This is a genomic window from Pedobacter sp. MC2016-05 (assembly GCF_026239735.1).
Classification (GTDB): Bacteria; Bacteroidota; Bacteroidia; order Sphingobacteriales; family Sphingobacteriaceae; genus Pedobacter.
Genome location: NZ_JAPIVT010000001.1, coordinates 228,122 through 252,533, shown reverse-complemented (window position 1 = coordinate 252,533; position 24,412 = coordinate 228,122). Strand labels below are relative to the sequence as shown.

25 protein-coding genes are annotated in these 24,412 nt (G+C 36.7%); 17 read left to right on the top strand and 8 right to left on the bottom strand.

The genetic code is table 11. The features are described 5' to 3' along the window. Window positions 1-105 precede the first annotated feature (105 nt). On the top strand, window positions 106-543 hold the full coding sequence (gene ybeY / locus OQZ33_RS01120; protein WP_265797206.1) for an rRNA maturation RNase YbeY: 438 nt from the start codon (window positions 106-108) through the stop codon (window positions 541-543). Here ybeY and OQZ33_RS01115 read toward each other — a convergent pair. Together OQZ33_RS01115 and OQZ33_RS01110 are read right to left on the bottom strand one after the other, a co-directional pair. Next, window positions 511-777 carry a hypothetical protein gene (locus OQZ33_RS01115; RefSeq protein ID WP_265797205.1) on the bottom strand — a complete coding sequence of 89 codons (267 nt, stop codon included), beginning with the start codon at window positions 775-777 and terminating at the stop codon, window positions 511-513. The genes ybeY and OQZ33_RS01115 overlap by 33 nt on opposite strands. 89 nt (window positions 778-866) lie before the next feature. After that, on the bottom strand, window positions 867-1,025 hold the full coding sequence (locus OQZ33_RS01110) for a hypothetical protein (protein WP_265797204.1): 159 nt from the start codon (window positions 1,023-1,025) through the stop codon (window positions 867-869). Between the two features lie 672 nt (window positions 1,026-1,697). On the opposite strand from OQZ33_RS01110, the gene OQZ33_RS01105 reads away from it, so the two are divergent. The 3 genes from OQZ33_RS01105 (at window position 1,698) to OQZ33_RS01095 (ending at window position 7,347) form a co-directional block, all read left to right on the top strand. Beyond that, a complete protein-coding gene (locus tag OQZ33_RS01105) occupies window positions 1,698-3,560 on the top strand; it encodes an ABC-F family ATP-binding cassette domain-containing protein (RefSeq protein ID WP_265797203.1) in 1,863 nt (620 codons plus the stop codon). Between the two features lie 158 nt (window positions 3,561-3,718). Further along, complete coding sequence (mnmG, locus tag OQZ33_RS01100) at window positions 3,719-5,581, top strand: tRNA uridine-5-carboxymethylaminomethyl(34) synthesis enzyme MnmG (RefSeq protein ID WP_265797202.1); 1,863 nt, start codon at window positions 3,719-3,721, stop codon at window positions 5,579-5,581. 122 nt (window positions 5,582-5,703) lie between these two features. Then, on the top strand, window positions 5,704-7,347 hold the full coding sequence (locus OQZ33_RS01095; RefSeq protein ID WP_265797201.1) for an Ig-like domain-containing protein: 1,644 nt from the start codon (window positions 5,704-5,706) through the stop codon (window positions 7,345-7,347). Here the strand turns inward: OQZ33_RS01095 and OQZ33_RS01090 are convergent, their stop codons facing one another. Beyond that, window positions 7,348-7,863 (bottom strand): gamma carbonic anhydrase family protein, encoded by a 516-nt coding sequence (locus OQZ33_RS01090; protein WP_265797200.1) that lies wholly within the window; start codon window positions 7,861-7,863, stop codon window positions 7,348-7,350. It abuts the gene before it with no gap. A 100-nt stretch (window positions 7,864-7,963) separates the two neighbouring features. Then, a complete protein-coding gene (gene nadB / locus OQZ33_RS01085; protein ID WP_265797199.1) occupies window positions 7,964-9,550 on the bottom strand; it encodes an L-aspartate oxidase in 1,587 nt (528 codons plus the stop codon). A 407-nt stretch (window positions 9,551-9,957) separates the two neighbouring features. Between nadB and nadA the strand changes: the two genes are divergently transcribed. The 7 genes from nadA (at window position 9,958) to OQZ33_RS01050 (ending at window position 15,287) form a co-directional block, all read left to right on the top strand. Then, window positions 9,958-10,998 (top strand): quinolinate synthase NadA, encoded by a 1,041-nt coding sequence (gene nadA / locus OQZ33_RS01080; RefSeq protein ID WP_416338738.1) that lies wholly within the window; start codon window positions 9,958-9,960, stop codon window positions 10,996-10,998. A gap of 80 nt (window positions 10,999-11,078) precedes the next feature. Next, on the top strand, window positions 11,079-12,317 hold the full coding sequence (locus tag OQZ33_RS01075) for a dicarboxylate/amino acid:cation symporter (protein WP_265797197.1): 1,239 nt from the start codon (window positions 11,079-11,081) through the stop codon (window positions 12,315-12,317). Window positions 12,318-12,436: 119 nt separating this feature from the next. After that, complete coding sequence (gene thiL, locus OQZ33_RS01070; protein ID WP_265797196.1) at window positions 12,437-13,477, top strand: thiamine-phosphate kinase; 1,041 nt, start codon at window positions 12,437-12,439, stop codon at window positions 13,475-13,477. A gap of 52 nt (window positions 13,478-13,529) precedes the next feature. Continuing rightward, entirely contained in the window at window positions 13,530-13,889 is a 360-nt protein-coding gene (locus OQZ33_RS01065; RefSeq protein WP_265797195.1) for a DUF1016 N-terminal domain-containing protein, read from the top strand. A 63-nt stretch (window positions 13,890-13,952) separates the two neighbouring features. Beyond that, on the top strand, window positions 13,953-14,078 hold the full coding sequence (locus tag OQZ33_RS01060; RefSeq protein ID WP_265797194.1) for a hypothetical protein: 126 nt from the start codon (window positions 13,953-13,955) through the stop codon (window positions 14,076-14,078). 35 nt (window positions 14,079-14,113) lie between these two features. Next, window positions 14,114-14,401: a PDDEXK nuclease domain-containing protein gene (locus OQZ33_RS01055; RefSeq protein ID WP_265797193.1), complete on the top strand. Its 288-nt coding sequence runs from the start codon at window positions 14,114-14,116 to the stop codon at window positions 14,399-14,401. A gap of 145 nt (window positions 14,402-14,546) precedes the next feature. Further along, window positions 14,547-15,287, top strand: a complete 741-nt coding sequence (locus OQZ33_RS01050; RefSeq protein WP_265797192.1) for a trypsin-like serine protease — start codon at window positions 14,547-14,549, stop codon at window positions 15,285-15,287. 43 nt (window positions 15,288-15,330) lie between these two features. Here OQZ33_RS01050 and OQZ33_RS01045 read toward each other — a convergent pair whose 3' ends face one another. Next, a complete protein-coding gene (locus OQZ33_RS01045; RefSeq protein WP_265797563.1) occupies window positions 15,331-16,707 on the bottom strand; it encodes a DNA recombination protein RmuC in 1,377 nt (458 codons plus the stop codon). Window positions 16,708-16,929: 222 nt separating this feature from the next. Between OQZ33_RS01045 and purU the strand changes: the two genes are divergently transcribed. Both purU and OQZ33_RS01035 read left to right on the top strand, forming a co-directional pair. Further along, complete coding sequence (gene purU / locus OQZ33_RS01040; protein WP_265797191.1) at window positions 16,930-17,769, top strand: formyltetrahydrofolate deformylase; 840 nt, start codon at window positions 16,930-16,932, stop codon at window positions 17,767-17,769. Window positions 17,770-17,786: 17 nt separating this feature from the next. After that, window positions 17,787-18,626, top strand: a complete 840-nt coding sequence (locus OQZ33_RS01035; protein ID WP_265797190.1) for a hypothetical protein — start codon at window positions 17,787-17,789, stop codon at window positions 18,624-18,626. Here OQZ33_RS01035 and OQZ33_RS01030 read toward each other — a convergent pair. After that, window positions 18,623-19,762, bottom strand: a complete 1,140-nt coding sequence (locus OQZ33_RS01030; RefSeq protein ID WP_265797189.1) for an NAD(P)/FAD-dependent oxidoreductase — start codon at window positions 19,760-19,762, stop codon at window positions 18,623-18,625. The genes OQZ33_RS01035 and OQZ33_RS01030 overlap by 4 nt on opposite strands. Before the next feature lie 85 nt (window positions 19,763-19,847). Here OQZ33_RS01030 and OQZ33_RS01025 point away from each other — a divergent pair, with 85 nt between their 5' ends. Further along, complete coding sequence (locus OQZ33_RS01025) at window positions 19,848-20,543, top strand: zinc metallopeptidase (protein WP_056850603.1); 696 nt, start codon at window positions 19,848-19,850, stop codon at window positions 20,541-20,543. Between the two features lie 246 nt (window positions 20,544-20,789). Here the strand turns inward: OQZ33_RS01025 and apaG are convergent, their stop codons facing one another. Both apaG and dusB read right to left on the bottom strand, forming a co-directional pair. Next, on the bottom strand, window positions 20,790-21,176 hold the full coding sequence (gene apaG, locus OQZ33_RS01020) for a Co2+/Mg2+ efflux protein ApaG (RefSeq protein WP_056850602.1): 387 nt from the start codon (window positions 21,174-21,176) through the stop codon (window positions 20,790-20,792). A 34-nt stretch (window positions 21,177-21,210) separates the two neighbouring features. Beyond that, a complete protein-coding gene (gene dusB / locus OQZ33_RS01015; protein WP_265797188.1) occupies window positions 21,211-22,218 on the bottom strand; it encodes a tRNA dihydrouridine synthase DusB in 1,008 nt (335 codons plus the stop codon). Between the two features lie 45 nt (window positions 22,219-22,263). Between dusB and OQZ33_RS01010 the strand changes: the two genes are divergently transcribed. Genes OQZ33_RS01010 through OQZ33_RS01000 form a run of 3 tightly spaced genes read left to right on the top strand, consistent with a single transcriptional unit; the run spans window position 22,264 to window position 24,235 of the window. Further along, window positions 22,264-23,190 carry a CPBP family intramembrane glutamic endopeptidase gene (locus OQZ33_RS01010; RefSeq protein ID WP_265797187.1) on the top strand — a complete coding sequence of 309 codons (927 nt, stop codon included), beginning with the start codon at window positions 22,264-22,266 and terminating at the stop codon, window positions 23,188-23,190. Next, window positions 23,171-23,377 carry a DUF2007 domain-containing protein gene (locus OQZ33_RS01005; protein WP_056850599.1) on the top strand — a complete coding sequence of 69 codons (207 nt, stop codon included), beginning with the start codon at window positions 23,171-23,173 and terminating at the stop codon, window positions 23,375-23,377. Before OQZ33_RS01010 ends, OQZ33_RS01005 begins: the two co-directional genes overlap by 20 nt. Window positions 23,378-23,425: 48 nt before the next feature. Further along, a complete protein-coding gene (locus OQZ33_RS01000; protein ID WP_265797186.1) occupies window positions 23,426-24,235 on the top strand; it encodes a phosphatidate cytidylyltransferase in 810 nt (269 codons plus the stop codon). Window positions 24,236-24,412 lie beyond the last annotated feature (177 nt).

Genomic DNA, 24,412 nt, shown 5'->3' with positions numbered 1-24,412 from the left:
AAATGTAGAAAGACCCTGAAATGAATTCCATATGAGGACCTCATGCATAACGCCTACTCATCCCTAATTTTTATTTCTTAAATTTGCGGCTTTAAACATATCCACATGCCTGCAATTTCATTTTTTACAGAATCGGTTACTTACAATCTTCCTCAAAAACTTAAGGTTAAGAAATGGATTAAAGCAACGATTGAAAAGGAGGGCTTTAGATTACAAGAACTCAATTTCATTTTCTGCAGCGATGAATATTTGCTGGGTATTAATCAACAGTATTTAAATCACGACACTTACACTGATATTATTACTTTCGACAACTCTGATGAGGAAAAGTTGATTGTCAGTGATATTTTCATCAGCATTGAACGTGTAAAAGAAAATGCAAAAACTTTCAAAATAACAGAATTTGATGAAGTTTGCCGCATCATGATCCATGGAACTTTGCACTTACTGGGCTACAAAGACAAGGGTAAAGCAGCAAAAACTCTAATGACGCAAAAAGAAAATGAATATTTAAGTTTCAGAGTAGATTTCAATTTTCTGTAAATAAAAATACCAAAGGAGAATCACTTTTTGTACCAGGATTTTGGCAGGGTTTACTTCATATTTATTGATGCTAACTCCTATACAATCCACGCCCCATGATTTACCTTTCCAGGCTCTTGATGTAACCTTGTAATAGCCCGAACTTGCATCTTCTGTTAGATACGGAAATATTGTCCACGACCATTTAACACCATTAAATACCAAACATTTTGTGGGTTGGGGTAGATCTACCATGTCCATCATTTGGTATGCTCTATCTTCAAACTTTGTAGCAGTGTAAATTTTATCAACTTGAGCATGTTGAAGATATGCCGTATCAAGGCTTAGGTTTCTATATTCGATGATTTCAGCTTTATAATCTGGCCAACAACGGATTTACTAAGCACAAACTTGTAAACTTTATTCCCGTCTTCAGCATCGAAAGTTAGCGTATTATTTTTTAAATTTACTAGATGTGCCTTTCTTCCTTGAATGTTATCCATTGTGGCAAATACTTGGGCGCCATTTTTTACAAAATATAGTATTCTAAGGCTGTTACTTTCATTAATTATTATGTAAAATAAACTCTTAAAAGCTCTTCGGGCTTTATAAATTTCGATGATCGGTTCATAATAGTTTTTGGTTTGTACAATTACCGAAAATTAGAATAAAAATAAACACCTACTGTTAGCTCATAAAAGAACCATGATCATGCTCTCCTTTTCTTGACAGCAACCATTTCAAATAATTTTGGTTCTGTTCGTCTGATAGTTAACAGTGTTGGTCGATAAATTACCCATGCTGGTATATTTCTGGCTATTCAGCTGCAACAATACAATCATAATACGGTCTTATATTAAAATAACAGCTCAGGCTGTTGAATACAAAATATAAGATAAGGATTAATCCGTTCAAAAGATAAAGTTTAGTTTTAGTTAATGATTGAAGCAGCGGCGGAGCGATTCCAGTCGCTGTTTTCGTTTTTGAATTTCCTTTAGCAATACCCTGTTATGATCTCTGATTTAATTAGTTTGCAATTCTCCAGCTAATTACATATCAATATTTTGCCATTTTTGATCGATACTTAGCCGCTTTAAAACATCTATACAATCTACCAAATATTTTATCCTTACTTTTGCACTAATTTTCCTTTATAAAACCGAAATACAAAAAAATTGAGCACACTAATTGCGGCAGAAGGCTTAGGTCATGGTTATCATGATGAATGGCTATTTAAAAATTTAACACTTGGTATCAACTCTGGGCAGCGGGTAGCGTTGGTTGGAATTAACGGCGCTGGTAAGAGTACGCTTTTAAAACTATTAGCTGAAAGATTCCCTCCGCTTGAAGGTAAGATTGTTAAAAATAAAGCAGTTAAAATCGGCTTTTTGGATCAAGAACCACAATTTACTGAAGGTTTCTCTATAAGTGACCATATATTTTCTTTGGAGAATAAACAGCAACAGCTGATCAAGGAGTATGAGGAATTAATTGAGGATCCAAATCCCGATGAGAAAACGCTTAATCGTTTGTATGAAGAACTGAGCGAACACAATGCCTGGGAATATGAACATGAAATAAAAACCATTTTGAATAGAATGGGGATTACTCATCTTCAACAAAAGATAGCTACACTTTCTGGAGGACAAAAGAAACGTTTAGCTTTAGCAAAGCTATTAATTGAAGATCCGGAAATTTTAGTATTGGATGAGCCTACCAATCATTTGGACATCGATACGATTGAATGGTTAGAAAAACTGCTAACAACAGGGCAAAAAACCATCCTCCTGGTTACACACGATCGATACTTTTTAGACAATGTTTGTAATACTATAGTTGAATTAGATCGAGGAAAGATTTTTAATTATAATGGAAATTATGCTTACTATCTGGAAAAGAAATCAGAAAGAGAAGCGCTTGATGCCACTGTTCAACATAAGAACCAGCAGCTATTAAAGAAAGAATTAGAGTGGATGAGGCGCATGCCACAGGCTCGTGCAACGAAATCTAACGCCAGGATCAATGCTTTTTACGATCTGGAGGAAAAAACCAGGAAGAAGTCTGATAATCAGACTATTAACCTCCAAATGAAAATGTCTCGTCAGGGTGGTAAAATTATTGAGATCGGTCACATAGCAAAGTCTTTCGATGGTCGTCCAATTATTAATGATTTTAGCTACACTTTCAAAAAAGGAGATCGAATTGGTTTGGCAGGTAAAAACGGTACTGGCAAATCTACTCTATTAAATATTATTACTAGCCAACTAGCACCAGACGCAGGAACAGTTGACACTGGTGAAACGACAGTTTTTGGTTATTACAAACAAGGCGGTTTAACTTTCGATCCAAAAGAGAGGGTAATTGATATTGTGAAATCAGACGCCGAGTATATTAAGATGGCTGATGGATCGGTAATTACTGCTTCTGCCCTACTAACACTTTTTCTTTTCCCGCCTAAGAAACAACATGGCATGGTGGAAAAATTAAGTGGTGGCGAGAAGAAGCGCTTGAATTTGATGAAGGTTCTAATGCAAAATCCTAACTTCTTAATTTTGGATGAGCCAACAAACGACCTGGATATTGATACGTTAAATGTACTGGAAGAATTTCTAGAAAACTTCCCTGGCATTTTAATGCTAGTTTCTCATGATAGATACTTACTAGACAAGATGAGTGATCAGCTATTTATCATGGAAGGTGAAGGAGTAGTAAAAATATATAATGGTAATTATTCTGAGTACCGTTTAAGTTTAGAACAACCGAAAGTTAAAGCCGAAGCCAAAAAAACTTTCACTCCTATAGCTGCTGAAGCTCCAATAAAAAGCGCAAAAAAATTAAGTTTTAAAGAACAAAAGGAACTTAATGAATGCGAAAAGGGAATGACAGATACCGAACAAAAGATAGCTAAATTATCTCAAAGTTTACTAAAAGTTGCTGCTTCCGATTATGTGAAGATTCAAGAAATTTCGGATGAGATTGAAAAGTTAAAGATTAAGCAGGATGATTATACAATGCGATGGTTAGAATTATCAGAATAAATAAGGAAATTAGTTAGTTATTCCATTGATACGTTTCACGTGGAACATTTAACCCGCAACTAATACAAGTTTATTTACAAATCTTCAGAATGCTTTAATAGGTTACATACCAAATAAATAACACAATTGTTCCACGTGGAACATAATAGAAAGAGAAAATGTTTTCAAAATACGATTTGATTGTTGTTGGTGCTGGACATGCAGGATGCGAAGCTGCTGCCGCTGCCGCCAACTTAGGCTCATCAGTTCTATTGATCACAATGAATATGGGTACCATAGCCCAGATGAGTTGTAACCCAGCAATGGGTGGTGTAGCGAAAGGACAGATTGTTCGCGAGGTAGATGCGATGGGTGGCTATTCAGGAATTATATCTGATAAATCAACCATTCAATTTAGAATGTTAAACAAGTCAAAAGGCCCTGCGATGTGGAGTCCGAGAGCACAAATTGACAGAATGCGCTTTGCTGAGGAATGGCGCTTAGCGTTAGAAAGAACTCCCAACGTCGATTTATGGCAAGACAGTGTTGTTGGTTTGTTAGTTAAAGATAATACAATCTATGGAGTAAAAACATCTTTGGGAATGGAGATCGAAAGTATAGCAGTAGTACTTACTAACGGCACTTTCTTAAATGGTGTGATGCATATCGGTGAAAAGAAATTTGGTGGAGGCAGAACAGCAGAAAGAGCATCAACTGGAATTACAGAACAATTAGTGGAACTCGGAATGGAAGCTGGTAGAATGAAAACAGGTACTCCTCCACGGGTGGATGGCCGAAGTTTAGACTATACCAAAATGGAAGAACAGTGGGGCGACGAAAATCCCGGTAAGTTTTCTTTCACAGATACTGAAGTTTCAACAGATCAACGTTGCTGCTGGATTACTTATACTAATGGGGATGTGCACGAAACTCTGAAAGAAGGATTCGAAAAATCGCCAATGTTTACGGGTAGAATTAAAGGTTTAGGCCCAAGGTACTGTCCTTCCATTGAAGACAAAATTAACCGTTTTGCAGAACGCGACCGACACCAAATTTTTGTAGAGCCTGAAGGATGGAACACCTGCGAAATTTACGTAAATGGTTTTTCAACTTCTCTTCCAGAAGATGTACAGCAAAGAGCTCTTCGATTAATTCCAGGTTTTGAAAATGCAAAAATGTTCAGACCTGGCTATGCTATCGAATACGATTTCTTCCCTCCTACCCAATTATCACTTACCCTAGAAACTAAGTTAATAAATAATTTATTCCTAGCTGGTCAAATTAATGGAACCACAGGGTATGAAGAAGCAGCTTGCCAGGGCTTCATGGCTGGTATCAATGCGCATCAAAAAATTAATGACAAGCATGAGCTGATTATGAAAAGATCAGACAGTTATATTGGGGTTTTAATTGATGATTTAGTAACCAAAGGAACTGACGAACCTTATCGAATGTTTACCTCTAGAGCGGAACATCGTTTATTGTTGAGACAAGATAATGCTGACATTCGCTTATCTCCTATCGGACATGAGTTAGGTCTTATATCTGATGAACGTTTAGAAAAAGTTAAACGTAAAGTCGAAGCAGCAGAAACCTTGGTCAAATTCACCAGAAGTCAGGGCATAGAAATGGCTGATGCTAATCCTATGTTAGAAGGCTTAGGTTCGAGTATCTTAAATCAAAATGTAAAAATTCATAGTTTAGCTGGGCGTCCACATGTGGGCTTACAAGATCTTATAAAAGTAAGTAAACCATTGGCTGAAGCCACCAAAGATTTAGATAATGAAACAATAGAGCAAGCGGAAATCAAAATTAAATATGAGAGTTATTTTGAAAAAGAAAATGAGATAGTAGCCAAAATGTTGAAAATGGAAGATAAGGAAATCAAACCTGATTTCGACTACAATAAAATTGTTTCCATCTCAAAAGAAGCCCGTGAAAAGTTATTCAAAATAAAACCACGTACTTTAGGCCAGGCATCAAGAATTTCTGGTGTATCACCATCAGATATCTCTGTATTAATGGTCTACATTGGTAAGTAATTGATTATCAATAATTTATTTAAAAAATATATCGACTTAAAATAAAGCGATATAAGAGCGTAAAAACTTTTTTTAATATCAGATTTCCAAAAACATCAAAAATTCGTCATAACGTTTAAAATATGCCAAATTTAAAAGCTCAGTATTTTAACAAAAAAATTTCAGCAGTTGTTATTATCTCGCTCCTATTCATGGGTTGTGCAAGTATGCAAACCCCACAGGGAGGACCGAAAGACTCAACTCCACCTAAAATTTTAACTATGACGCCGAAAAATCAAACCCGTAATTTTAACGCAAAAAAAATTACAATTGAGTTTGATGAATATTTTAAGCTTGTGGATGAATCGAAAGAATTTAGTATTTCACCAGAGCAGGAACGAGCGCCTATTTTAAAAATTCGTTCCAAGCGGCTGGAAATTGAACTTCAGGATACATTAGAGAAAAATACTACATACACCCTAAATTTTGGAAAGGCAGTTGCCGATATCAATGAGAGTAATGTGGTAAAAAATTTATCTTATGTGTTTTCTACGGGAAATGAAATTGATTCCTTATCTGTGAGTGGAAATGTGAAAAGCTCGCTAAACGATGAATTTGAGAAAGACGTTACTGTTTTCATCTTACCATTAGCACGTGACACCCTGTTTGGAAAGAAAAGGCCATCAATATATACCTTGACTGATAGTTCCGGAAATTATAAGCTTAACAATCTAAGAGCTGGTCAGTATAAAATTTATGCACTTAAAGAAGGCAGTGGTGGTGGAGATAAAATATATCAGCAGGTATCTGATGAAGTTGGCTTCTTGAAAGATCCAATCACGATTGATAAGAACCTGGATAATATAAATCTGCAGGTGTTCAAAGAGCTGGCGACAGATTTTCGTGTTACAGATCGTAAACTTGCTAACGATGGCATTATCACCATTACAACAAACAAACAACTTAAAGAACCGAAAATCACCGTTACGGATCCTCCGAAAGTAGATGTGGGTAAATTTGTTCACTTTAATAAAACTAATGATACCGCCAAAGTATGGCTTACTGACCTGGGCTTCGACTCTGTTAAAGTAGCCATTCAAGATGAAGGCAAGGTTTTACAAACACTTAATTTTAGCAAAGGAAAAAAGGATAATTACGTTCGCGATGTAAACATTAATGATAACGCAAGTGGTGGTAAACTTAATCCCTACCAAACTTACACCTTAACTTTTCCTTTCCCAATAACAGCAGCAGATGCTTCTAAGATTACTTTATTAGAAGATTCTGTTAAAAGAACAACTTTTCAACTGATAAAAGATAGTACCGATTTCTTGAAATACTACATCAGATATCCCTGGAAACAAAAACGAACCTATGATATAAAATATGCTGCAGGAGCTTTCACAGCGATTTTTAATGCAAAAAATAAGGAAATCAATAAAACCTTTAAGCTAGATCCAACAGATAATTATACCACATTAATATATAATGTAACTGTACCAGATTCAAGTAAAAACTATATCGTTCAATTTTTGACAGAGAAAAAGGATCTGATCAAATCATTTCCGATAAAAGGAAATACGAAGCTTCGTTTCGCAAATTATCCCGCCGGAAAATACATGATTCGAGTAATTTATGACGAAAATAGAAACGCAATCTGGGATACTGGAGATGTAAAAGGAGGTACTCAACCAGAGAAAGTGTGGTACCTTAAAGCACTTCTGGATCTTAAACCGAATTGGGAAAGAGAAGATCCCTTAGCTATCCCAGCCCCACCGAAAGATTAATTATAGATTTGTAAACCAGCTGGAATACATGATATAATTATCTGGTAACTTATTTAATAAAGCCCTTTGCTCATCAGTAATGGGCTTTATTTTTTTTGCTGGGGTGCCAGCGTACAAATAACCTGTTTCACAGACCGTATTCTCCAACACCACTGATCCAGCAGCGATGATACAATACTCTTCAATAATGGCATGATCCATTACAATTGCACCCATACCTACCAAAACATGATCTTGAACTGTACAACCATGAACGATTGCATTGTGACCAACAGATACGCGATTTCCAATGTGTGTAGAAGCTTTTAAGTACGTAGCATGAATTACAGCGCCATCTTGTATATTGGATTCATTTCCAATCGTAATAGCGTTTACATCGCCTCTAATCACCGCATTAAACCAAACCGAACAATTGTTCCCTATGGTGACATCGCCCACAATTGTAGCGTTTTCAGCGATGAAATTATCTTTTCCTATTTCAGGATATTTATCTTTTACTGGAAGTATTAATGGCATGTTTCTATATTGGTAACCCGCAATTTACTTCGGGTCTTTTAAATCATCATTTATTTTCGCTTTTGTTGCTGAAGTCGATTAGCAAGCAGGCAGTATCAGTTTAAAACACAGTATCAATTAACTCTTTAGCGTGCTCAGGGTAATCAGTTGTAAAATGCAAACCTCTGCTTTCTTTACGCTTCATGGCTGATTTTATGACTAAATAAGCTGTCTGAATTACATTCCTCAGTTCGCAAAGCTTCACCGAAACCTTGTTCTTTTTATAGAACTCTTCGGTTTCCTGATAAATTAAAAATAGTCTCCGGTGTGCCCTTTCTAAACGAAAATCAGAACGAACTATACCAACATAATCACCCATTACTTTCTGCAACTCTCTTAAATTGTGGGTCACTAGAACGTCTTCATTGCTTTGTGTAACCCCTTGAGAATCCCATTCTGGAATATTTTCAGGAATTACATTATTTTTGAAGTTTTCAACGGCATCCTGATAAATTCGATGTGCAAAAACAGTTGCCTCCAGTAACGAGTTAGAAGCCAACCGATTAGCACCATGCAAACCAGTGGAAGAAACCTCACCACAGGCGTAAAGGTTATTGATAGAAGATCTTCCGTATTCATCAACTAAAATTCCTCCGCACATATAATGGGATGCCGGCGTGACTGGTATATAATCCTTTGTCATATCAATACCAATAGATAAACACTTGGCATATATATTGGGAAAGTGTTTTAAAATATCTGCCTTCTTCCGCATCGTGATGTCTAGATAAACAAATTCATCACCAGATTTTTTCATTTCATTATCAACTGCCCTAGCAACAATATCACGAGGTGCTAATGATTTACGCTCATCATATTCATGCATAAATTCTTCACCATTTTTACGGCGGAGAACACCTCCAAAACCACGAACGGCTTCAGAAATTAGGAAGGAAGGATACTCTCCGGGATGGTACAAAGCAGTTGGGTGGAACTGAATAAACTCCATATTCCTTACTTTTCCCTTTGCTCGGTAAACCATCGCCATACCATCACCTGTGGCAATTACAGGGTTTGTTGTGGCAGAATAGACATGCCCGGCACCGCCCGAAGCCATAACTGTAACGTTTGCAACAATCTTTTCCACATCGTTAAGCTCTGTGTTAAAGGCATATATCCCATAACAGTTAATATCTTCAGTACGTTTATCAACAAACTCACCCAGGTGATGCTGAGTGATCAACTCTAGTGCAAAGTAATGTGTTAATATCTCTATGTTCGGATTCTCATGAATTTCTTTTAGGAGTACCCGTTCAATTTCATATCCGGTGATGTCTTTATAGTGTAGAACACGGTGTTCGGAGTGGCCCCCTTCTTTGGCCAAATCATAGAAACCTGAGTTATCCTTATCGAAATTTATACCATAGTCAATAATCTCCTGAATACGTTGAGGCCCCTCTTTTACAACGATTTCCACAATTTTTTCATCGCATAAACCGTCGCCGGCAATCAAGGTATCGTGTATATGTTTGTCGAAAGAATCATCTTTATCAACAACAACTGCGACACCACCTTGCGCATATTTTGTATTTGATTCATCTTCATTTGATTTGGTAACAATTAAAACCTTACCAAATTTGGCCGCCTTAAGTGCAAAACTTAAACCCGCTATCCCTGAACCAATTACCAGAAAATCTACTTTTCTCATCTAAAAAACATTTACTTTATCAACGTTGTTGATAACTATAGAACAACTGTTAGCTTTATGTAGAAATAAGACTAACAAATAAATTTGAATGTTTAAAGCTACTCTAAAAAGACAATTTGCCACAATCTTTTACTCAATTTTTAAGCACCTTTGTACAAGTAATTAACTTTTCACACACTTATAAACAATTAACATTCCACTATGGAGAAAAATTAACCGGTTTTTCGATAGTGCTGAAAATCAATCTCATCATATTACAAAAATGTAATCTAAATGTTAGTAAACGATTAACAACTTACATTGAAGAACGTTTTTAATAAACTTACCAACGTTACCAACACACTAATAAACAAACAAGATTTATTTATTTAAAATAACTTATTAATTATTGAGACGTGGAAAGCTTTATCTTTGACCAACGTCAAAATTCAAAAAAGGAAAATTTAAAAATGAACATAGATGTCTTAGAAGAAATAAACAAAAAAGGTTACGTAGAAGAAGAAATTGACCCTACGCTCGACCTATTTATTGAAATCGAAAAACTGAAGAAGGAAAAGAATGCTATTATACTAGCGCACTATTACCAAGAACCTGATATACAAGATATTGCAGATTATATTGGTGATAGTTTAGGCTTATCTCAGGAAGCAGCAAAAACAGATGCTGAGGTAATTGTTTTTGCAGGAGTACACTTTATGGCCGAAACTGCCAAAATTCTATCTCCCACAAAAAAAGTTCTATTACCAGATGTAAAAGCAGGCTGTTCTTTGGCTGATAGCTGTCCACCACATTTGTTTAGAAAATTTAAGGAAAAATATCCTGATCATTTGGTCATCACTTATGTGAATTGCACAGCTGAATTAAAAGCCTTGAGCGATATTGTTTGTACCTCTACAAACGCTGTTCAAATTGTAGAAAGTTTACCGAAAGATCAAAAAATAATTTTTGGTCCCGATAGGAATTTAGGTGCTTGGGTTGCCAAAAAGACCGGTAGAGATTTGGTGCTTTGGAATGGCGCCTGTATGGTACATGAGATTTTTTCGAAAGAAAAAATTACGAAGCTTAAAGAACGCCATCCTAACGCAAAGTTTATCGCACATCCGGAATGCGAAGAAGCCGTTTTACAAATGGCCGATTATATTGGTTCTACCACTGGGCTTTTGAAGTATGCCATATCCAATCCAGCAACAGAATTTATCGTAGCTACAGAAAGTGGAATTATCCACCAAATGGAAAAAGCTTGTCCTGATAAAACATTTATTCCAGCGCCACCAAATAACAGTTGCGCTTGCAATGATTGTCCTTACATGAAGAGAAATACTTTAGAAAAACTATATTTATGTCTTAAAAATAGTTCGCCAGAAGTGACTGTACCAGGGCATATTATTGAGCAGGCACGTAGACCTATTCAAAGAATGTTAGATATTTCGGCAGAGCTGGGGCTCTAAAAAAATCGTCATTACCAGGTACGAAGCATTCTATTTAGTGAGATTGATTCGTAACTCGCAATGACAGATAAATGATAAGAATGAAAACAACTAATATCTTAAAGAATTACTCAGGCTTGCTTTGGCTACTCGCAGGGATTACTGCTGGAAGCATCATCGGGCTAATTTTTGGAAAAAAGGTTGAAAGTATAAAACCCCTGGGTGATATATTTTTGAATTTGTTATTTACTGCCGTTATTCCATTGGTATTTTTTGCAGTCTCTTCGGCCATTGCAAACATAGATCGAACAAAAAAGTTGGGAAAACTACTAACCATTATGGTATTGGTTTTTTTATCAACTATTCTTATTGCAGCAATTCTAACTCTGGCCGCCACATGGGTTTTTCCTATTCACCAGGCGTTGGGAAATAACCCAATTCCAACTGAACCCGAAAAAATTCAATCGTTCGGAGAGCAAATGACACAGCTCTTAACCGTTGGAGAATTTTACGAGATTGGCAGTAGAAAAAATATGCTGGCGCTGATTATTTTTTCCGTTTTAGTAGGATTTTCTACCCTATACTCGGGAAAAGAAGGTGATGGATTTAAAAACTTTTTGGTGTCGGGTAATGAAGTGATGAAAAAACTCATCATCTTAATTATGAAACTTGGGCCGATCGGTTTGGGTGCCTATTTTGCTTATCAGGTTGGTGTGTTCGGACCGCAGCTTTTTGGTACTTATGCTAAAGCATTGGGATTATACTATGGAGTCGGGGCATTCTATTTCATTGTATTTTTTACGTTATATGCCTTTATTGCGGGTGGTTTTAAAGCAATAAAAGTATTCTGGAAAAATAACATTGTACCGTCCTTAACTTCTATTGGAACCTGTAGCAGCATTGCAACAATCCCGGCGAACTTAGAAGGAACAAGTAAAATGGGTGTTCCGGCTTACATCACAAATGTGACTATTCCATTGGGTTCAACGTTACATAAGGATGGCTCTAGCATTAGTTCTATAATTAAAATCGCAGTAGTATTTGCTATTTTTGGAAAGGATTTGGTTCATGTAGATACCATCATTTTGGCATTGGGCATCACCGTTTTAGTGAGTATTGTAGAAGGTGGAATTCCCAATGGGGGTTATATTGGAGAGTTATTAATGATTTCAGCTTATCAATTGCCACCAGAAGCTTTACCTCCAGCGATGATTATAGGAACTTTGGTAGATCCAATGGCGACACTTCTAAATGCGACTGGAGATAATGTTGCCGCGATGCTGATTGCCAGGTTTACAGAAGGAAAGAATTGGATGGAAAGTAAGGGTTTCTCATCATGACGCAGGGAGGATATCTACAAACGATGAAAGCTTTTGCTTTTAACCAGCTGATCTTTGGTTTCTCTGAATGACAGTTAATTTTAAAAAAAAATGGGGGGCAAAGCCCCTTGCTACAACATATGTTTGAAAATAAAGAGCGTACAGATATTAATGAATTAGGAGAGTTTGGTTTAATCAAGCACTTAACAACTAATTTTAAAATTAGAAACGATTACTCAGTTAAAGGTGTGGGTGATGATGCTGCTGTTTTGGATGCGAAAGGCAAACAAATCTTGGTTTCTACCGATTTGCTTTTGGAAGGAATTCATTTCGATTTGGCTTATGTGCCTTTGATGCATCTGGGTTACAAAGCCGTTCAGGTTAATTTGAGTGATATTTATGCCATGAACGGTAAGGCAAGTCAGATCACCGTTTCATTAGGATTATCGAGCAAATTTCCTCTGGAGGCTGTAGAAGAAATTTATAAAGGAATTGAATTGGCTTGCAACAAGTTTAATATCGATTTGATCGGTGGTGATACTTCATCCAGTAAGCAAGGGTTGGTGATTAGCATTACGAGTATAGGTTACGCTGATGCAGATAAAGTTACCTACAGAAATGGCGCTCAGGAAAATGATTTACTCTGTGTTTCAGGCGATTTGGGCGGCGCTTATGTTGGTCTTCAGATTTTAGAGAGAGAGAAGCTGATTTATTTGGAGAATCCACAAATTCAACCGGATTTGGAAGGAAAGGATTATATCATCGAACGACAGTTGAAACCTGAAGCTCGAATGGATATTGTGGCGCTTTTGGAAGATATGGATATTAAACCCACATCGATGATCGATGTTTCTGACGGCCTGGCTTCTGAAATTCTTCATCTTGCTGAACAATCTGATAAGGGAATTACCATTTATGAGGAGAAAATTCCATTAGATCCAATGACTTATGAAACAGCTCGTGAATTAGGTATTGATCCAACCGTTTGCGCTTTGAGTGGTGGTGAAGATTATGAGTTATTGTTTACAATCAGCCAGGAAGATTATAAGAAACTAAAACACGACGTAGATATTACTGTTATTGGTCACGTTACTGACAAAAATTCCGGATGTAAAATGGTTTCAAAATCCAATAATGTTCATGAATTGAAAGCACAAGGCTGGAATGCTTTTAATAAATAAATGCTATGAATAGCAATTTATCCCACTAAATTTTATTGAGCGTATTGCAGATTTGCTAAATAAAGCTCGCAATAAAATTGTTAATACAGTTAACCAAACAATGGTTTTAACGTATTATGAAATTGGTAGGATGATTGTTGAGGACGAACAAAACGGGAAAGATAGGGCAGATTATGGAAAAAAGTTATTAGTGATTCTTTCAAATAAACTCACTCAGGATTTTGGTAAAGGTTTTTCTGAAACCACTATTAAACAAATGAGGAGTTTTTATATCAAGTATGCAAAAGGTCAGACAGTGTCTGACAAATTCAAATTAAGCTGGTCTCACTATCTGAAGCTCATGAGAATTGATGATGAAAAGGAAATAAATTTTTATGAAATAGTAGAATCATCTAAAATAATTGGAGTTTAAGAGAACTACAAAGACAGTATGATGCAGCCCTATATACCCGCTTATCATTAAGTAGAAATCAAGATGAAATATTTTGAATTATCAACGAAAGGGCAAATATTAGAAAAGCCAAAAGATGCCATTAAAGATCCATACATTTTAGAGTTTCTAGGTTTGCCAGATGAAAAAAGCTATTCTAAAATGAATTAGAACAAAAGCTAACTGATAAACTGGAGCACTTTCTTTTGGAGCTTGGAACCGGCTTTACGTTTGTTGCCAGGCAGAATAGAATATCTTTTGAAGAGAAGCACTTTAAAATAGATTTGGTTTTTTATAATCGAATTTTGAAATGTTTTGTACTCATCGATTTAAAAATTGGGGAGTTAAAACATCAGGATATTGGACAAATGCAGATGTATGTAAATTATTATGATAGAGAAGTTAAACTATCTGAAGAAAATAAAACCATCGGAATAATACTTTGTCAGGATAAGAGCGAGGCCGTTGTACAATTTTACATTGCCAGAAAATAATGAACAAATTTTTGCAAGTAAATACTCTACAGTTTTACCGAGTAAAGAGAAATTAAAACAACTTATTGAAGAGTAAATGGTTTCAAAACCCAATAATATTCATGAGTTGAAAGCATAATGTTGGAACGCTTTAATAAGTAAAATAATGAAATCAATCATCCTAACTGTAGCAATATTTATAATTGTTTCAAGCTGCTATGGACAGGAAGCAACTTCATCAAAAAAGTTCGAAGATATTGCTTTGGTCAATAAAATAGATTTCTTCGATAGTAAATTCAATCAAACGAAATTCGGTTGCGGATTTTTACTCAAATTCAATCAAGATACCTTTGCAGTTACAGCAAAACATTTAATCAAATTCATAAAGTCTGATGAAATGAAAGGCATCTCATTCGATAATGGCATCAAAAACTGGATGCTATTTAATTTAAACAAACCATCAGCAAATGTTGTGGTTGATAAATTGTTGAATGAAAACAAGAACGAATCAATAGCTGAAAAGGCATCTTATGAAGATGATTGGTTAGTCTTTTCAATCAAGCAAAACCAGACTAGAGTTAAAGTGCTTGAAATTAGAGATACACCACTTAATGAGGGAGAAAAACTTTACGTGGTGGGTTGGACTAGAAAAATGGAAAGCGGTTTGCAGCGAGTTTACGAATTCGAATATTTTAAAACAGTTGGCAAACGAATTTTATTAAAAGACGTTATTGTTCCAGAACTATTTGGGGGTTTAAGTGGGGCACCTGTAATTGATGAAAATGCAAAGGTTGTTGGGATTGTATCTGGTAGAACCGCTGACCCGGATTCTAAAAAGACTTATTTTTCCCCGAGTTCTGTCAATGGATTAAAGTCGTTTTTAGATAAATTGGAGATTAATAAATAATTGGAATATTATCCTATCGGCTAGTATCACACCACCGATAAACCTACTCTCCGTCCAAATACTTCTTATCAATCTGTTTGTTATTTTTCACCTTGGCACCTAATTTTTTAAGGTTTTCAATTTTAGAAATCATATTTCCCGAACCCTCTTTTAGTTTATTGAAAGCGCCATCATAAGCCTTTTGTGTCGATCCGATATGCCTTCCGATATCTTCCATATCCTTAAGAAAGCCAACAAATTTTTCATAAAGAAAGCCTGCTTGCTCAGCGATTTCAAACACATTTCTATTTTGCCTTTCCTGTTTCCACATGCTGGCAATGGTGCGCAAAGTGGCCAATAAAGTTGATGGACTTACGATAACCACTCGCCTATCCCAGGCAAAGTTAAACAGCTCTGCATCTTTTTGGACAGCAATACTAAATGATGATTCTATCGGCACAAACAATAAAACGAAGTCTGGAGAATTGATTTTATATAAATCCTGATAGTTTTTTGCAGATAATTCTTGAATATGATTTTTTATGGAGGCCAGATGAGCTTTTACATAGCCCTCACGTTCTTCTTCTGTTTCTGCTGACACGGAGCGCTCATAAGCTACTAAACTTACCTTAGCGTCGACCACAAGATGTTTATCGTCTGGTAAATCAATTACCACATCTGGCTGAAATCGACCGCCTTCGGCGGATACTAGCGAGGCCTGAATGCGATATTCCTGATCTCGAACCAAACCAGAACGCTCTAAAACTTTTTCTAAAATAACTTCTCCCCAATTTCCTTGTTTTTTACTGTCGCCTTTTAGCGCTTTTGTAAGGTTGTTAGCATCTTCCTGAATCATTTTACTTTGGATCTGTAATTCAGAAATTACCCCTTTCAAAATATTCCGTTCATCAGATTCTGCCTTGTAAACCTTTTCTACTTTATCCTCAAAAGCCTTGATATTCTCTTTTAACGGATTTAAAATCAAATCGAGGTTTGTTCTGTTCTGTTCTACAAACCGAGTAGATTTTTCCTCCAAAATTTTATTTGCAATCAATTCAAAATCTTTATTTAATTTTTCCTGAGATTGTTCGTAGCTTAATTTCTGTTCGGCTAATTTTTCTTTTTCTGCAAGATAAAACGAGCGTGTACTTTCCAATTCACGATTGGCATCAGCCAGGCGATCGCGTTCAGCCTGAAGCTCGTCTATTAAACGTTGTTGCTCTTGTTGCAGCAATATCGTGATGTGCTCTTTTTCCGTAGATAAGTTAGCAACCCTTTCCTCAACTCTTGCCAGTGCAATTTTTAGTGAATCGTTTTCCCCTTTGGTTTTCTCAAAATCTTCTATCGAAATTAGTGCAACAGATTGTTGCGGTTTTTTAAAGAAAAGTAATACCAAAACCAGTAAAATAATAACGAGAAGGCCAATTGCAGCGTATTCCATCATGATAAAAATTTTAGTAAAAATCGGCATTAAAAAGAGATTTACCAAAATAGTTTGCTTTTTGTACCTGCTAAATTTTTGGCCAGACAGTGTAGAAAGAATTAGTAAACTATCTAATTTGTGAATCTGCGGTTCACCTTTTTATTAAAGATAGCTGCAATTGCAATTTATTCTACCCATCTGCAAATCAAATTTCTTATCATTGAACTTTATATACATTCAATGAACGAATTAACAATTCTCATCTCCTGCCCCGATCAAGTTGGTTTAGTTACCAATATTACTCGTGTTTTAGCCAGTCAACAGCTCAATATTGTTGCGATGAGGGAATTTGTGGATGAAGGCAATAAAGCTTTTTTTACCCGAATAGCATGTACCGGAAACATCGATAACAAGAATCAACTGGAGCAAAAACTATTGGAAACGTTGCCCAACGATGCCGAAGTAAATGTGATTGCTCAGCAAGAAAAGCAGATTGCTGTTTTGGTGACAAAGGAATACCATTGTCTGGCCGAAATCCTGATCAAAAATCAGTTTAAAACACTGGGAGCTAATGTTAAATGTGTCATTGGCAACTATGAATCGCTTCGCGATTTTAGTGAAAAACTAGGTATTCCATATTTCTTTGTTGATCATGTTGGAAAGGAGAAGGCACAATTTGAAGCAGAAATAAAAGAGGTTTTAAATCGGTTTGATTTAGATTATCTGGTTTTAGCCAAATTTATGCGAATTCTTTCTGCCGATTTTGTTAAGGACTATGCCGGCAGAGTGATTAACATACATCATTCATTTTTACCCGCTTTTATTGGTGCGAATCCCTATCGGCAAGCCTTTGAGCGAGGCGTGAAAATTATTGGTGCAACCGCTCATTTCGTAACTGATAACCTTGACGAAGGACCAATTATTACGCAGCACACTACCCATATCGACCATAACTTTGGTGTAAAAGAAATAGTACGGGCCGGAAAAGAAATAGAGAAAAAGGTGCTATTGGAATCCCTTGAGTTGATTTTTGAAGATCGTGTTTTTGTAAGTGGCAATAAAACTGTTATCTTTAAATAGCACACGAAATTCCTATTATGAAACTATTATTTTGCCTCCTTATGCTCTGTTCATTTGGAGCGAAGGCTCAAACTGATCTCAAATTCGATAAGTTTTTGGTTGATTGTGAAGACAAATGGATCGCTATCCAAATTGACTCTTTGCAATATTATTACGGTTATGTTTATATGGATAATTCAGCTGGATTAACATTCAATCTGGATGGTGCATTTTCCATTAATTCTGCATCAAATTACATAAAAATAAATGTTGATAAGCTTAAGGTTAGGATAGCACCAAACAAGGTGATGGCAGCAGAAATCCCAAAAGATAGATATAAAGAATTGGCAATTACACCGGTACCGGATTGGTTGAAGTTTTATAGAACCGATGATCAAAATATAGATCGCTTATTTAGGTGGGGACATACATACAACAAGTGGGGCAATGCAGAAAAAGCTTTGAAATTTTTAAAAATGGTAAAAAGCAAAGATAAAAAGTACCCAGGTTTAGATAGAGAATTCTACTATGCTTATAATGGCAAAAAACGTGAACTCCTGGCTAGTTTTTATCTAGGCGAAGCCCTTGCAGATGTGTCTGAAGCCAGACAAACCAATTGTGAATTATATAAATCTTTGGTATTTAAACAAACCAATGCAAACGAATTAAAACAGGCTGAAGAAATGTATTACTATGCGATAAAGGAATGTATAGATGAAACGGCGAAGGCGGATATGGCCTATAATATTGCTTTTAAATATTATAAACTTTTAAATAAGGAAAAGCTCCAGCAGTGGAAAAATGAAGTTTTTAGATGGATTGTTCCGAATGACAGTTATACGGAAAGAGTAGAAAAAATGACTAGCTCCTTAAATTAAGTCCCAGATTGAAGCAGCAATTCTGCGACATCTTCTCCGGTTTGCGATCCGATGGCGATGCCCATCCCATTACACCTTGTTGCATAGAAAATATTTTCGGTTTCCTGTTTAATTAACGGTTCAAGCTGTTCGCCAAAAGCCATTATCCCGCTCCACCTTAAATCGACTTCAAAATGTTGATGGGGTAAAATAACGGTTTTTAGCAATTCTTCCAAAGCGTTTTGAACAACCTTCGTTTCGCCAAATGCCGTGGTTTCTTCCCTCTTGAAGTCTATATTTCTTCCACCACCCAGCAAAACACGATCGCCAATATTTCTGAAATAATAGTATCCTTTATCATAATGAAAAGTTCCATTTATTTTAAGGCCTGCAATAGGTTTAGTTACTAAAACCTGTCCGCGTCCGGGTAACAAATTAACTGTTGGTATTAATGATTTGATAAATGCATTAGTGGCAACAATCAGCTTTTTACAACGGAAACTACCATGAGGTGTAATAAGAACATTACCATTGCTTTCTTGTTGAACAGCATTTACACTGCAGTTATTAAAAATCATAATACCCAAAGCCTGTGCATATTTTATTAAGCCAACCATCATCTTGCCGGTATCAATTTGCGCTTCATATTGGTTTGATATGAGGTTACTTATTCCTTCAAGGCCAAATACATCGATTTTATTATTACTTAGCGAAAATGCGTTCTTTCCTACAATGTCGCCTATCAAAATGTTAAAATGTTCAATTTTTGATACACAGCTATTGACCAACTCATAGTCAGTGCTTTTAAATAATTCGAAGCCGCCCAAGGGCCTGTAATCAATTACATTATCGCCCAATAACGAACGCATTTTCAGTAATCCCTTCCAGCGTTTTTCTATAATATGTTGAAGGCCTTCTGTGGTACTTGTTTTTTCTTGTTCAATCAGTTCGGAAACGCTTCCAAAACATGCAAAACCAGCATTTTTAGTACTGGCACCCGAAGGTAAAAATCCCCGGTCTAAAACGGCAATATTCAAATCTGGAGATGATTTTTTTAGGTGAATGGCTGCATTTAAGCCAACGATTCCGCTACCAATTATAATCGCATCATAGTTAAAAAAGCTGCTTTGCTCCCAATAAGAAAAGTTATCTGCCATACCATAAATGTACTATAAAATGTATTGCAAATATTATGGGAACGCTTTTTGATATACTGCAAATTGAAAAACATACAGAAAAGAAATGGGAGTTTATTTAGTAATAATCATCCCGGTATTATTGCTGAGCATGTTTGTACAGTGGCGTTTCAGAAACAAGTTTTCTCGATATGCAGAAATGCAACTCAGCTCAGGTTTATCGGGCAAAGAGGTAGCAGAAAGAATGCTACATGATAACGGAATATACGATGTGAAAGTGATGAGCACAGAAGGACAATTAACAGATCATTACAATCCAACAGATAGAACCGTAAATTTAAGTACAGATGTATATTACAGTAGAAGTGTAGCGGCAGCGGCAGTTGCTGCGCATGAATGTGGGCATGCGGTACAACATGCAAAGTCGTACTCATGGCTTAATCTTCGAAGCACAATGGTGCCTGTAGTGAGCATTTCGTCAAATCTGTTGCAATGGGTTTTGCTTATTGGAGTGATGTTATTGGTATTTGCCGTAACGCCAATTGTTTTGGCTATCGGTGTAGTCGGTCTAGCTTTGGTTACCATCTTTAGCATCATCACTTTACCAGTAGAATTTGATGCCAGCAACAGAGCCTTGGCCTGGTTAAAAAATAACCCGGGCGTAATGCAAACGCAAGAAGAAAATAGCCAGGCTAAAGATGCACTTTGGTGGGCTGCAATGACCTATGTAGTAGCTGCGGTTGGTGCATTGGCAAACTTGCTTTACTACGCATCGATGCTATTTGGAAGAGGCAGAGATTAAAATACTTACCTACGAAGAACAATAAGAAAGCGGTTCAGGATTTTCCTGACCGCTTTTTTTTAAAATGATTGTGAGGATTCACATCGAAAATTAATCTCCCGCAGATTAAAACAGCTAAGAATCGAAGATATTTTTATGGAGATTATGTATCAATCAAAAAATAAAATCATCCTAAATCTGCGATATTTATTTGCGTGATCAGCGGGGAAAATGATTACCTTCTTGACACCCTAAAAAATTAATCGATTAATTCAATTTATATGGTGCCACCAATTGAAACTGCGGAATATCAACCTCAAATTCAGCTTCATCCATTAGCCGTTTCATTAAATAGGCACCTCTCATACTGCCCATGTCAGTTTTAAGATTACAGCCAGAAACATACACATGTGTTTCACCAGGTTGGATAATGGGTTGTAAACCTACAACACCTTCGCCTTCAACTTCTCTGCGGCTACTGTTAGAATCAAAAATAAACCATTGACGGCGCATCAACTGCACAGCATAATCAGAAAGATTAGAAATCTCTACGCGATAAGCAAACATAAAATGCTCATTAACCGGATTTGAATATTCTGGTTGGTAAACAGTTTCAACTGAAACTTTAACCCCATCTGTAATTGCAGTAACCATGATCGTGACGAATGTATAAAAATCAATTCAAAAATCAAGCCATTACTTTTGTAGCATCGTAGCTGGCAAATTTTTCTGCCACTTCTTCCAAAATGCTATAAATGTTATTGATATCTGGCTCTGCCACTAAACGCATTCTGTATGGCTTAAAATCTGGTAGGCCTTTAAAGTAGTTGGCATAATGTCTCCGCATTTCGAAAATACCAGTTTTAGGTCCCTTCCATTCCAACGATTTATCCAAATGGGTGCGGCAAACATTTATGCGCTCTTCAATAGTTGGTCCGGGTAAATGTTCACCGGTTTTAAAGAAGTGCTTCACCTCTCTAAAAATCCAAGGGTAGCCTATTGCCGCCCTTCCAATCATAATGCCATCAACCTCATATTCCATGCGCCAGTTGGCAGCTTTTTCCGGACTATCGACGTCGCCATTTCCGAAAATGGGGATTTTAATACGGGGGTTGCGCTTAATTTCTCGGATTAAACTCCAATCAGCTTCACCCTTGTATAACTGCGCCCTTGTTCTGCCGTGAATTGTTAAGGCTTGAATGCCAACATCCTGAAGTCTTTCTGCTACTTCATAAACGTTTTTACTATCATCATCCCAACCTAATCGGGTTTTTACTGTTACGGGCAAATGTGAAGCTTTAACAACTGCTTCTGTCATTTTTACCATTTTATCAATATCACGAAGTAAACTAGAACCAGCACCTTTACAAACTACGTTTTTCACCGGGCAGCCGTAGTTAATATCGACCAAATCTGGTCCGGCAGCAGATGCAATTTCAGATGCTTCACGCATATGCTCGATATCGCCCCCAAAAATCTGGATGCCTATCGGTCTTTCGTATTCAAAAATGTCTAGCTTTTGAAGACTTTTCGCTGCGTCGCGAATCAACCCTTCAGATGAAATAAACTCGGTGTACATTAAATCGGCCCCATTCTGTTTACAAACGTAACGGAACGGCGGATCGCTCACATCTTCCATCGGGGCAAGCAACAACGGGAACTCACCTAAATCTATATTTCCTATCTTTACAGACATTCTTTATCTTCAAACAATTTATAAAAACACACAAAGGTACAAATAATGATTTTTGTAAAACCTAACAAGGAGGGAATCAATCCTTTCTTACAACTACTTTTACTTTTATTTTACGCTTTGCTCGGTGGTTTTGTGTTCGGTCTTTTGGCTATCGTAATTATTTTAATAATTAATGGTTTAGGGATGGTTAGCAATTTGGAGCTACTTTTATCAGGCGATCCAAAATTTATTACCGAATTTAAAATCATTCAAATTCTGAGTTCGATAGGCACATTTATTTTACCCCCTATCGCCTTGGCGCTTACTGAAGGCAGAAAAGTTAGCCAGTTTTACAGCTTTAAAAAGCCTCAAACTTTATTAATTTTTCTGGTTTTAATGATTATGATCGTGAGCATGCCGTTTATGGAGTGGACGGTACTGATTAACCAGAAAATGGTATTGCCAGATTATTTAAAGGCCGTAGAGCAATGGATGAAAGAAAAGGAGGACGCGGCAATGAAAATTACCATTCAGCTCATTACGGTTCGCAGCAACTTCGATTTTATTATAAACTTGATTATGATTGCCATTTTACCAGCAATTGGCGAAGAGCTTATGTTTCGTGGTGGCGTGCAACGGTCGCTAACGAAAGCCTTCAATAGCCCTCATTTAGCCATTTGGCTTACTGCAATTATATTCAGTGCCATCCACGTTCAGTTTTACGGCTTTATACCACGTATGCTTTTAGGCGCTGGTTTTGGTTACTTATATTTTTACAGCGGAAGCCTTTGGTACGCCATGTTTGCTCATTTTATTAATAATGCCTATGCCGTTTGTGCGGCATTCTACATGCAGAAACATAACATGCCTTTAAATAAAGCAGATGAGCCAATTGGTTTTCCATGGTATGGCTATTTAATTAGTGCAATAATTACCATAGCTTTGTTTAAATTTTTTAAAGATAGCGCAGATCGTGAGCGAAAATTGGATTAAAGTATACACCACCAGCAACCCATTTGCTGCAGAGGTTTTAAAGCAGGGTTTAACAGAAGCTGGAATTCCTGCGGTTACTATGAATAAGCAATTATCGGCTTACAACATTGGCGAAATAAATGTTCTGGTTAATAAATCAGATTTCGATAAAGCCATAGAATACATTGTTGAAAATGAAATTGAATAATAGGTTTTCGATTTTCCAGACTTCATTTTCCCACTTACCTTTTTCAATATGAAAACCAGGGCAATAACCGCTTTCTTTTTTACCATTGTGATGCTGGGCTCCATTTTTTTGGGGAGCTACGCTTTTACTATATTTTATCTCGTATTAAGCATTTTATCGCTTTTTGAGTTTTACAAATTGATCAAAAATTCAGGCATCCGGCCGCACCGTAACATAGGTTTGGTAGCCGGGGCACTTATCTTTTTGATGGCTGCTGGCTTGCATTACCTGCAGTATGACGTTAAATATTTACTGCTTTGTATCCCTTTGATTTTTTCGGTTTTTATTACCGAATTGTATAAGAAAAACAAAATTCCTTTTGCCAATATTTCCTATACATTTGTCGGCTTTGTATATGTAACCATTCCATTTTGCTTTTTCCATGCCCTAGGCTTTTTAAGAGATTGGAATGAATATAACTTCCATTTACCGCTTGCTTTTTTATTGATGCTGTGGGCTAATGATACGGGCGCTTATCTTTTTGGCGTAAAGTATGGCAAGCGTAAACTTTTTGAGCGCCACTCGCCAAAGAAAAGTTGGGAAGGCTTTTTTGGAGGGATGTTCACCAGCGTTTTAGTTTCATTTGGATTATCGTTTATTTTTAAGGAAAACCAAGCCTGGGTTTGGGCAGGAATGGCGGTGCTTATTGCCTGTTTTGGCACATTGGGCGATTTGGTAGAGTCGATGTTGAAACGTAGTTTGGATACAAAAGACAGCGGCGGCTTATTGCCTGGCCATGGTGGCCTACTCGATCGTTTTGATGGTTTGTTACTGGCGGCTCCTGTGGTGTACGCTTACCTGTATCTAATTTTGTCATAGGTATTTTCGGTAATTATCCGATCGAAAAATCGAATTCGACTAAATAAATTCAATTTTTTTGTAGCGCAAGGGTTGTACACATCACTTAACTACTTCCCGGGTTCGCTAATACGCTTCGCATCGTCGGTGCCCTCCTTGCTGCAGGGTATCGCTTCACCAGGGGCTAGTTCGCCAAAA

Bases quoted from the DNA above. Each gene is read 5' to 3' on its own strand.
- ybeY (WP_265797206.1), top strand. From the start codon at position 106: ATGCCTGCAATTTCATTTTTTACAGAATCGGTTACTTACAATCTTCCT.
- OQZ33_RS01115 (WP_265797205.1), bottom strand. From the start codon at position 777: ATGGTAGATCTACCCCAACCCACAAAATGTTTGGTATTTAATGGTGTT.
- OQZ33_RS01110 (WP_265797204.1), bottom strand. From the start codon at position 1,025: ATGGATAACATTCAAGGAAGAAAGGCACATCTAGTAAATTTAAAAAAT.
- mnmG (WP_265797202.1), top strand. From the start codon at position 3,719: ATGTTTTCAAAATACGATTTGATTGTTGTTGGTGCTGGACATGCAGGA.
- OQZ33_RS01095 (WP_265797201.1), top strand. From the start codon at position 5,704: ATGCCAAATTTAAAAGCTCAGTATTTTAACAAAAAAATTTCAGCAGTT.
- OQZ33_RS01090 (WP_265797200.1), bottom strand. From the start codon at position 7,863: ATGCCATTAATACTTCCAGTAAAAGATAAATATCCTGAAATAGGAAAA.
- nadB (WP_265797199.1), bottom strand. From the start codon at position 9,550: ATGAGAAAAGTAGATTTTCTGGTAATTGGTTCAGGGATAGCGGGTTTA.
- OQZ33_RS01075 (WP_265797197.1), top strand. From the start codon at position 11,079: ATGAAAACAACTAATATCTTAAAGAATTACTCAGGCTTGCTTTGGCTA.
- thiL (WP_265797196.1), top strand. From the start codon at position 12,437: ATGTTTGAAAATAAAGAGCGTACAGATATTAATGAATTAGGAGAGTTT.
- OQZ33_RS01060 (WP_265797194.1), top strand. From the start codon at position 13,953: ATGAAATATTTTGAATTATCAACGAAAGGGCAAATATTAGAAAAGCCA.
- OQZ33_RS01050 (WP_265797192.1), top strand. From the start codon at position 14,547: ATGAAATCAATCATCCTAACTGTAGCAATATTTATAATTGTTTCAAGC.
- OQZ33_RS01045 (WP_265797563.1), bottom strand. From the start codon at position 16,707: ATGGAATACGCTGCAATTGGCCTTCTCGTTATTATTTTACTGGTTTTG.
- purU (WP_265797191.1), top strand. From the start codon at position 16,930: ATGAACGAATTAACAATTCTCATCTCCTGCCCCGATCAAGTTGGTTTA.
- OQZ33_RS01035 (WP_265797190.1), top strand. From the start codon at position 17,787: ATGAAACTATTATTTTGCCTCCTTATGCTCTGTTCATTTGGAGCGAAG.
- OQZ33_RS01030 (WP_265797189.1), bottom strand. From the start codon at position 19,762: ATGGCAGATAACTTTTCTTATTGGGAGCAAAGCAGCTTTTTTAACTAT.
- OQZ33_RS01025 (WP_056850603.1), top strand. From the start codon at position 19,848: ATGGGAGTTTATTTAGTAATAATCATCCCGGTATTATTGCTGAGCATG.
- apaG (WP_056850602.1), bottom strand. From the start codon at position 21,176: ATGGTTACTGCAATTACAGATGGGGTTAAAGTTTCAGTTGAAACTGTT.
- dusB (WP_265797188.1), bottom strand. From the start codon at position 22,218: ATGTCTGTAAAGATAGGAAATATAGATTTAGGTGAGTTCCCGTTGTTG.
- OQZ33_RS01010 (WP_265797187.1), top strand. From the start codon at position 22,264: ATGATTTTTGTAAAACCTAACAAGGAGGGAATCAATCCTTTCTTACAA.
- OQZ33_RS01000 (WP_265797186.1), top strand. From the start codon at position 23,426: ATGAAAACCAGGGCAATAACCGCTTTCTTTTTTACCATTGTGATGCTG.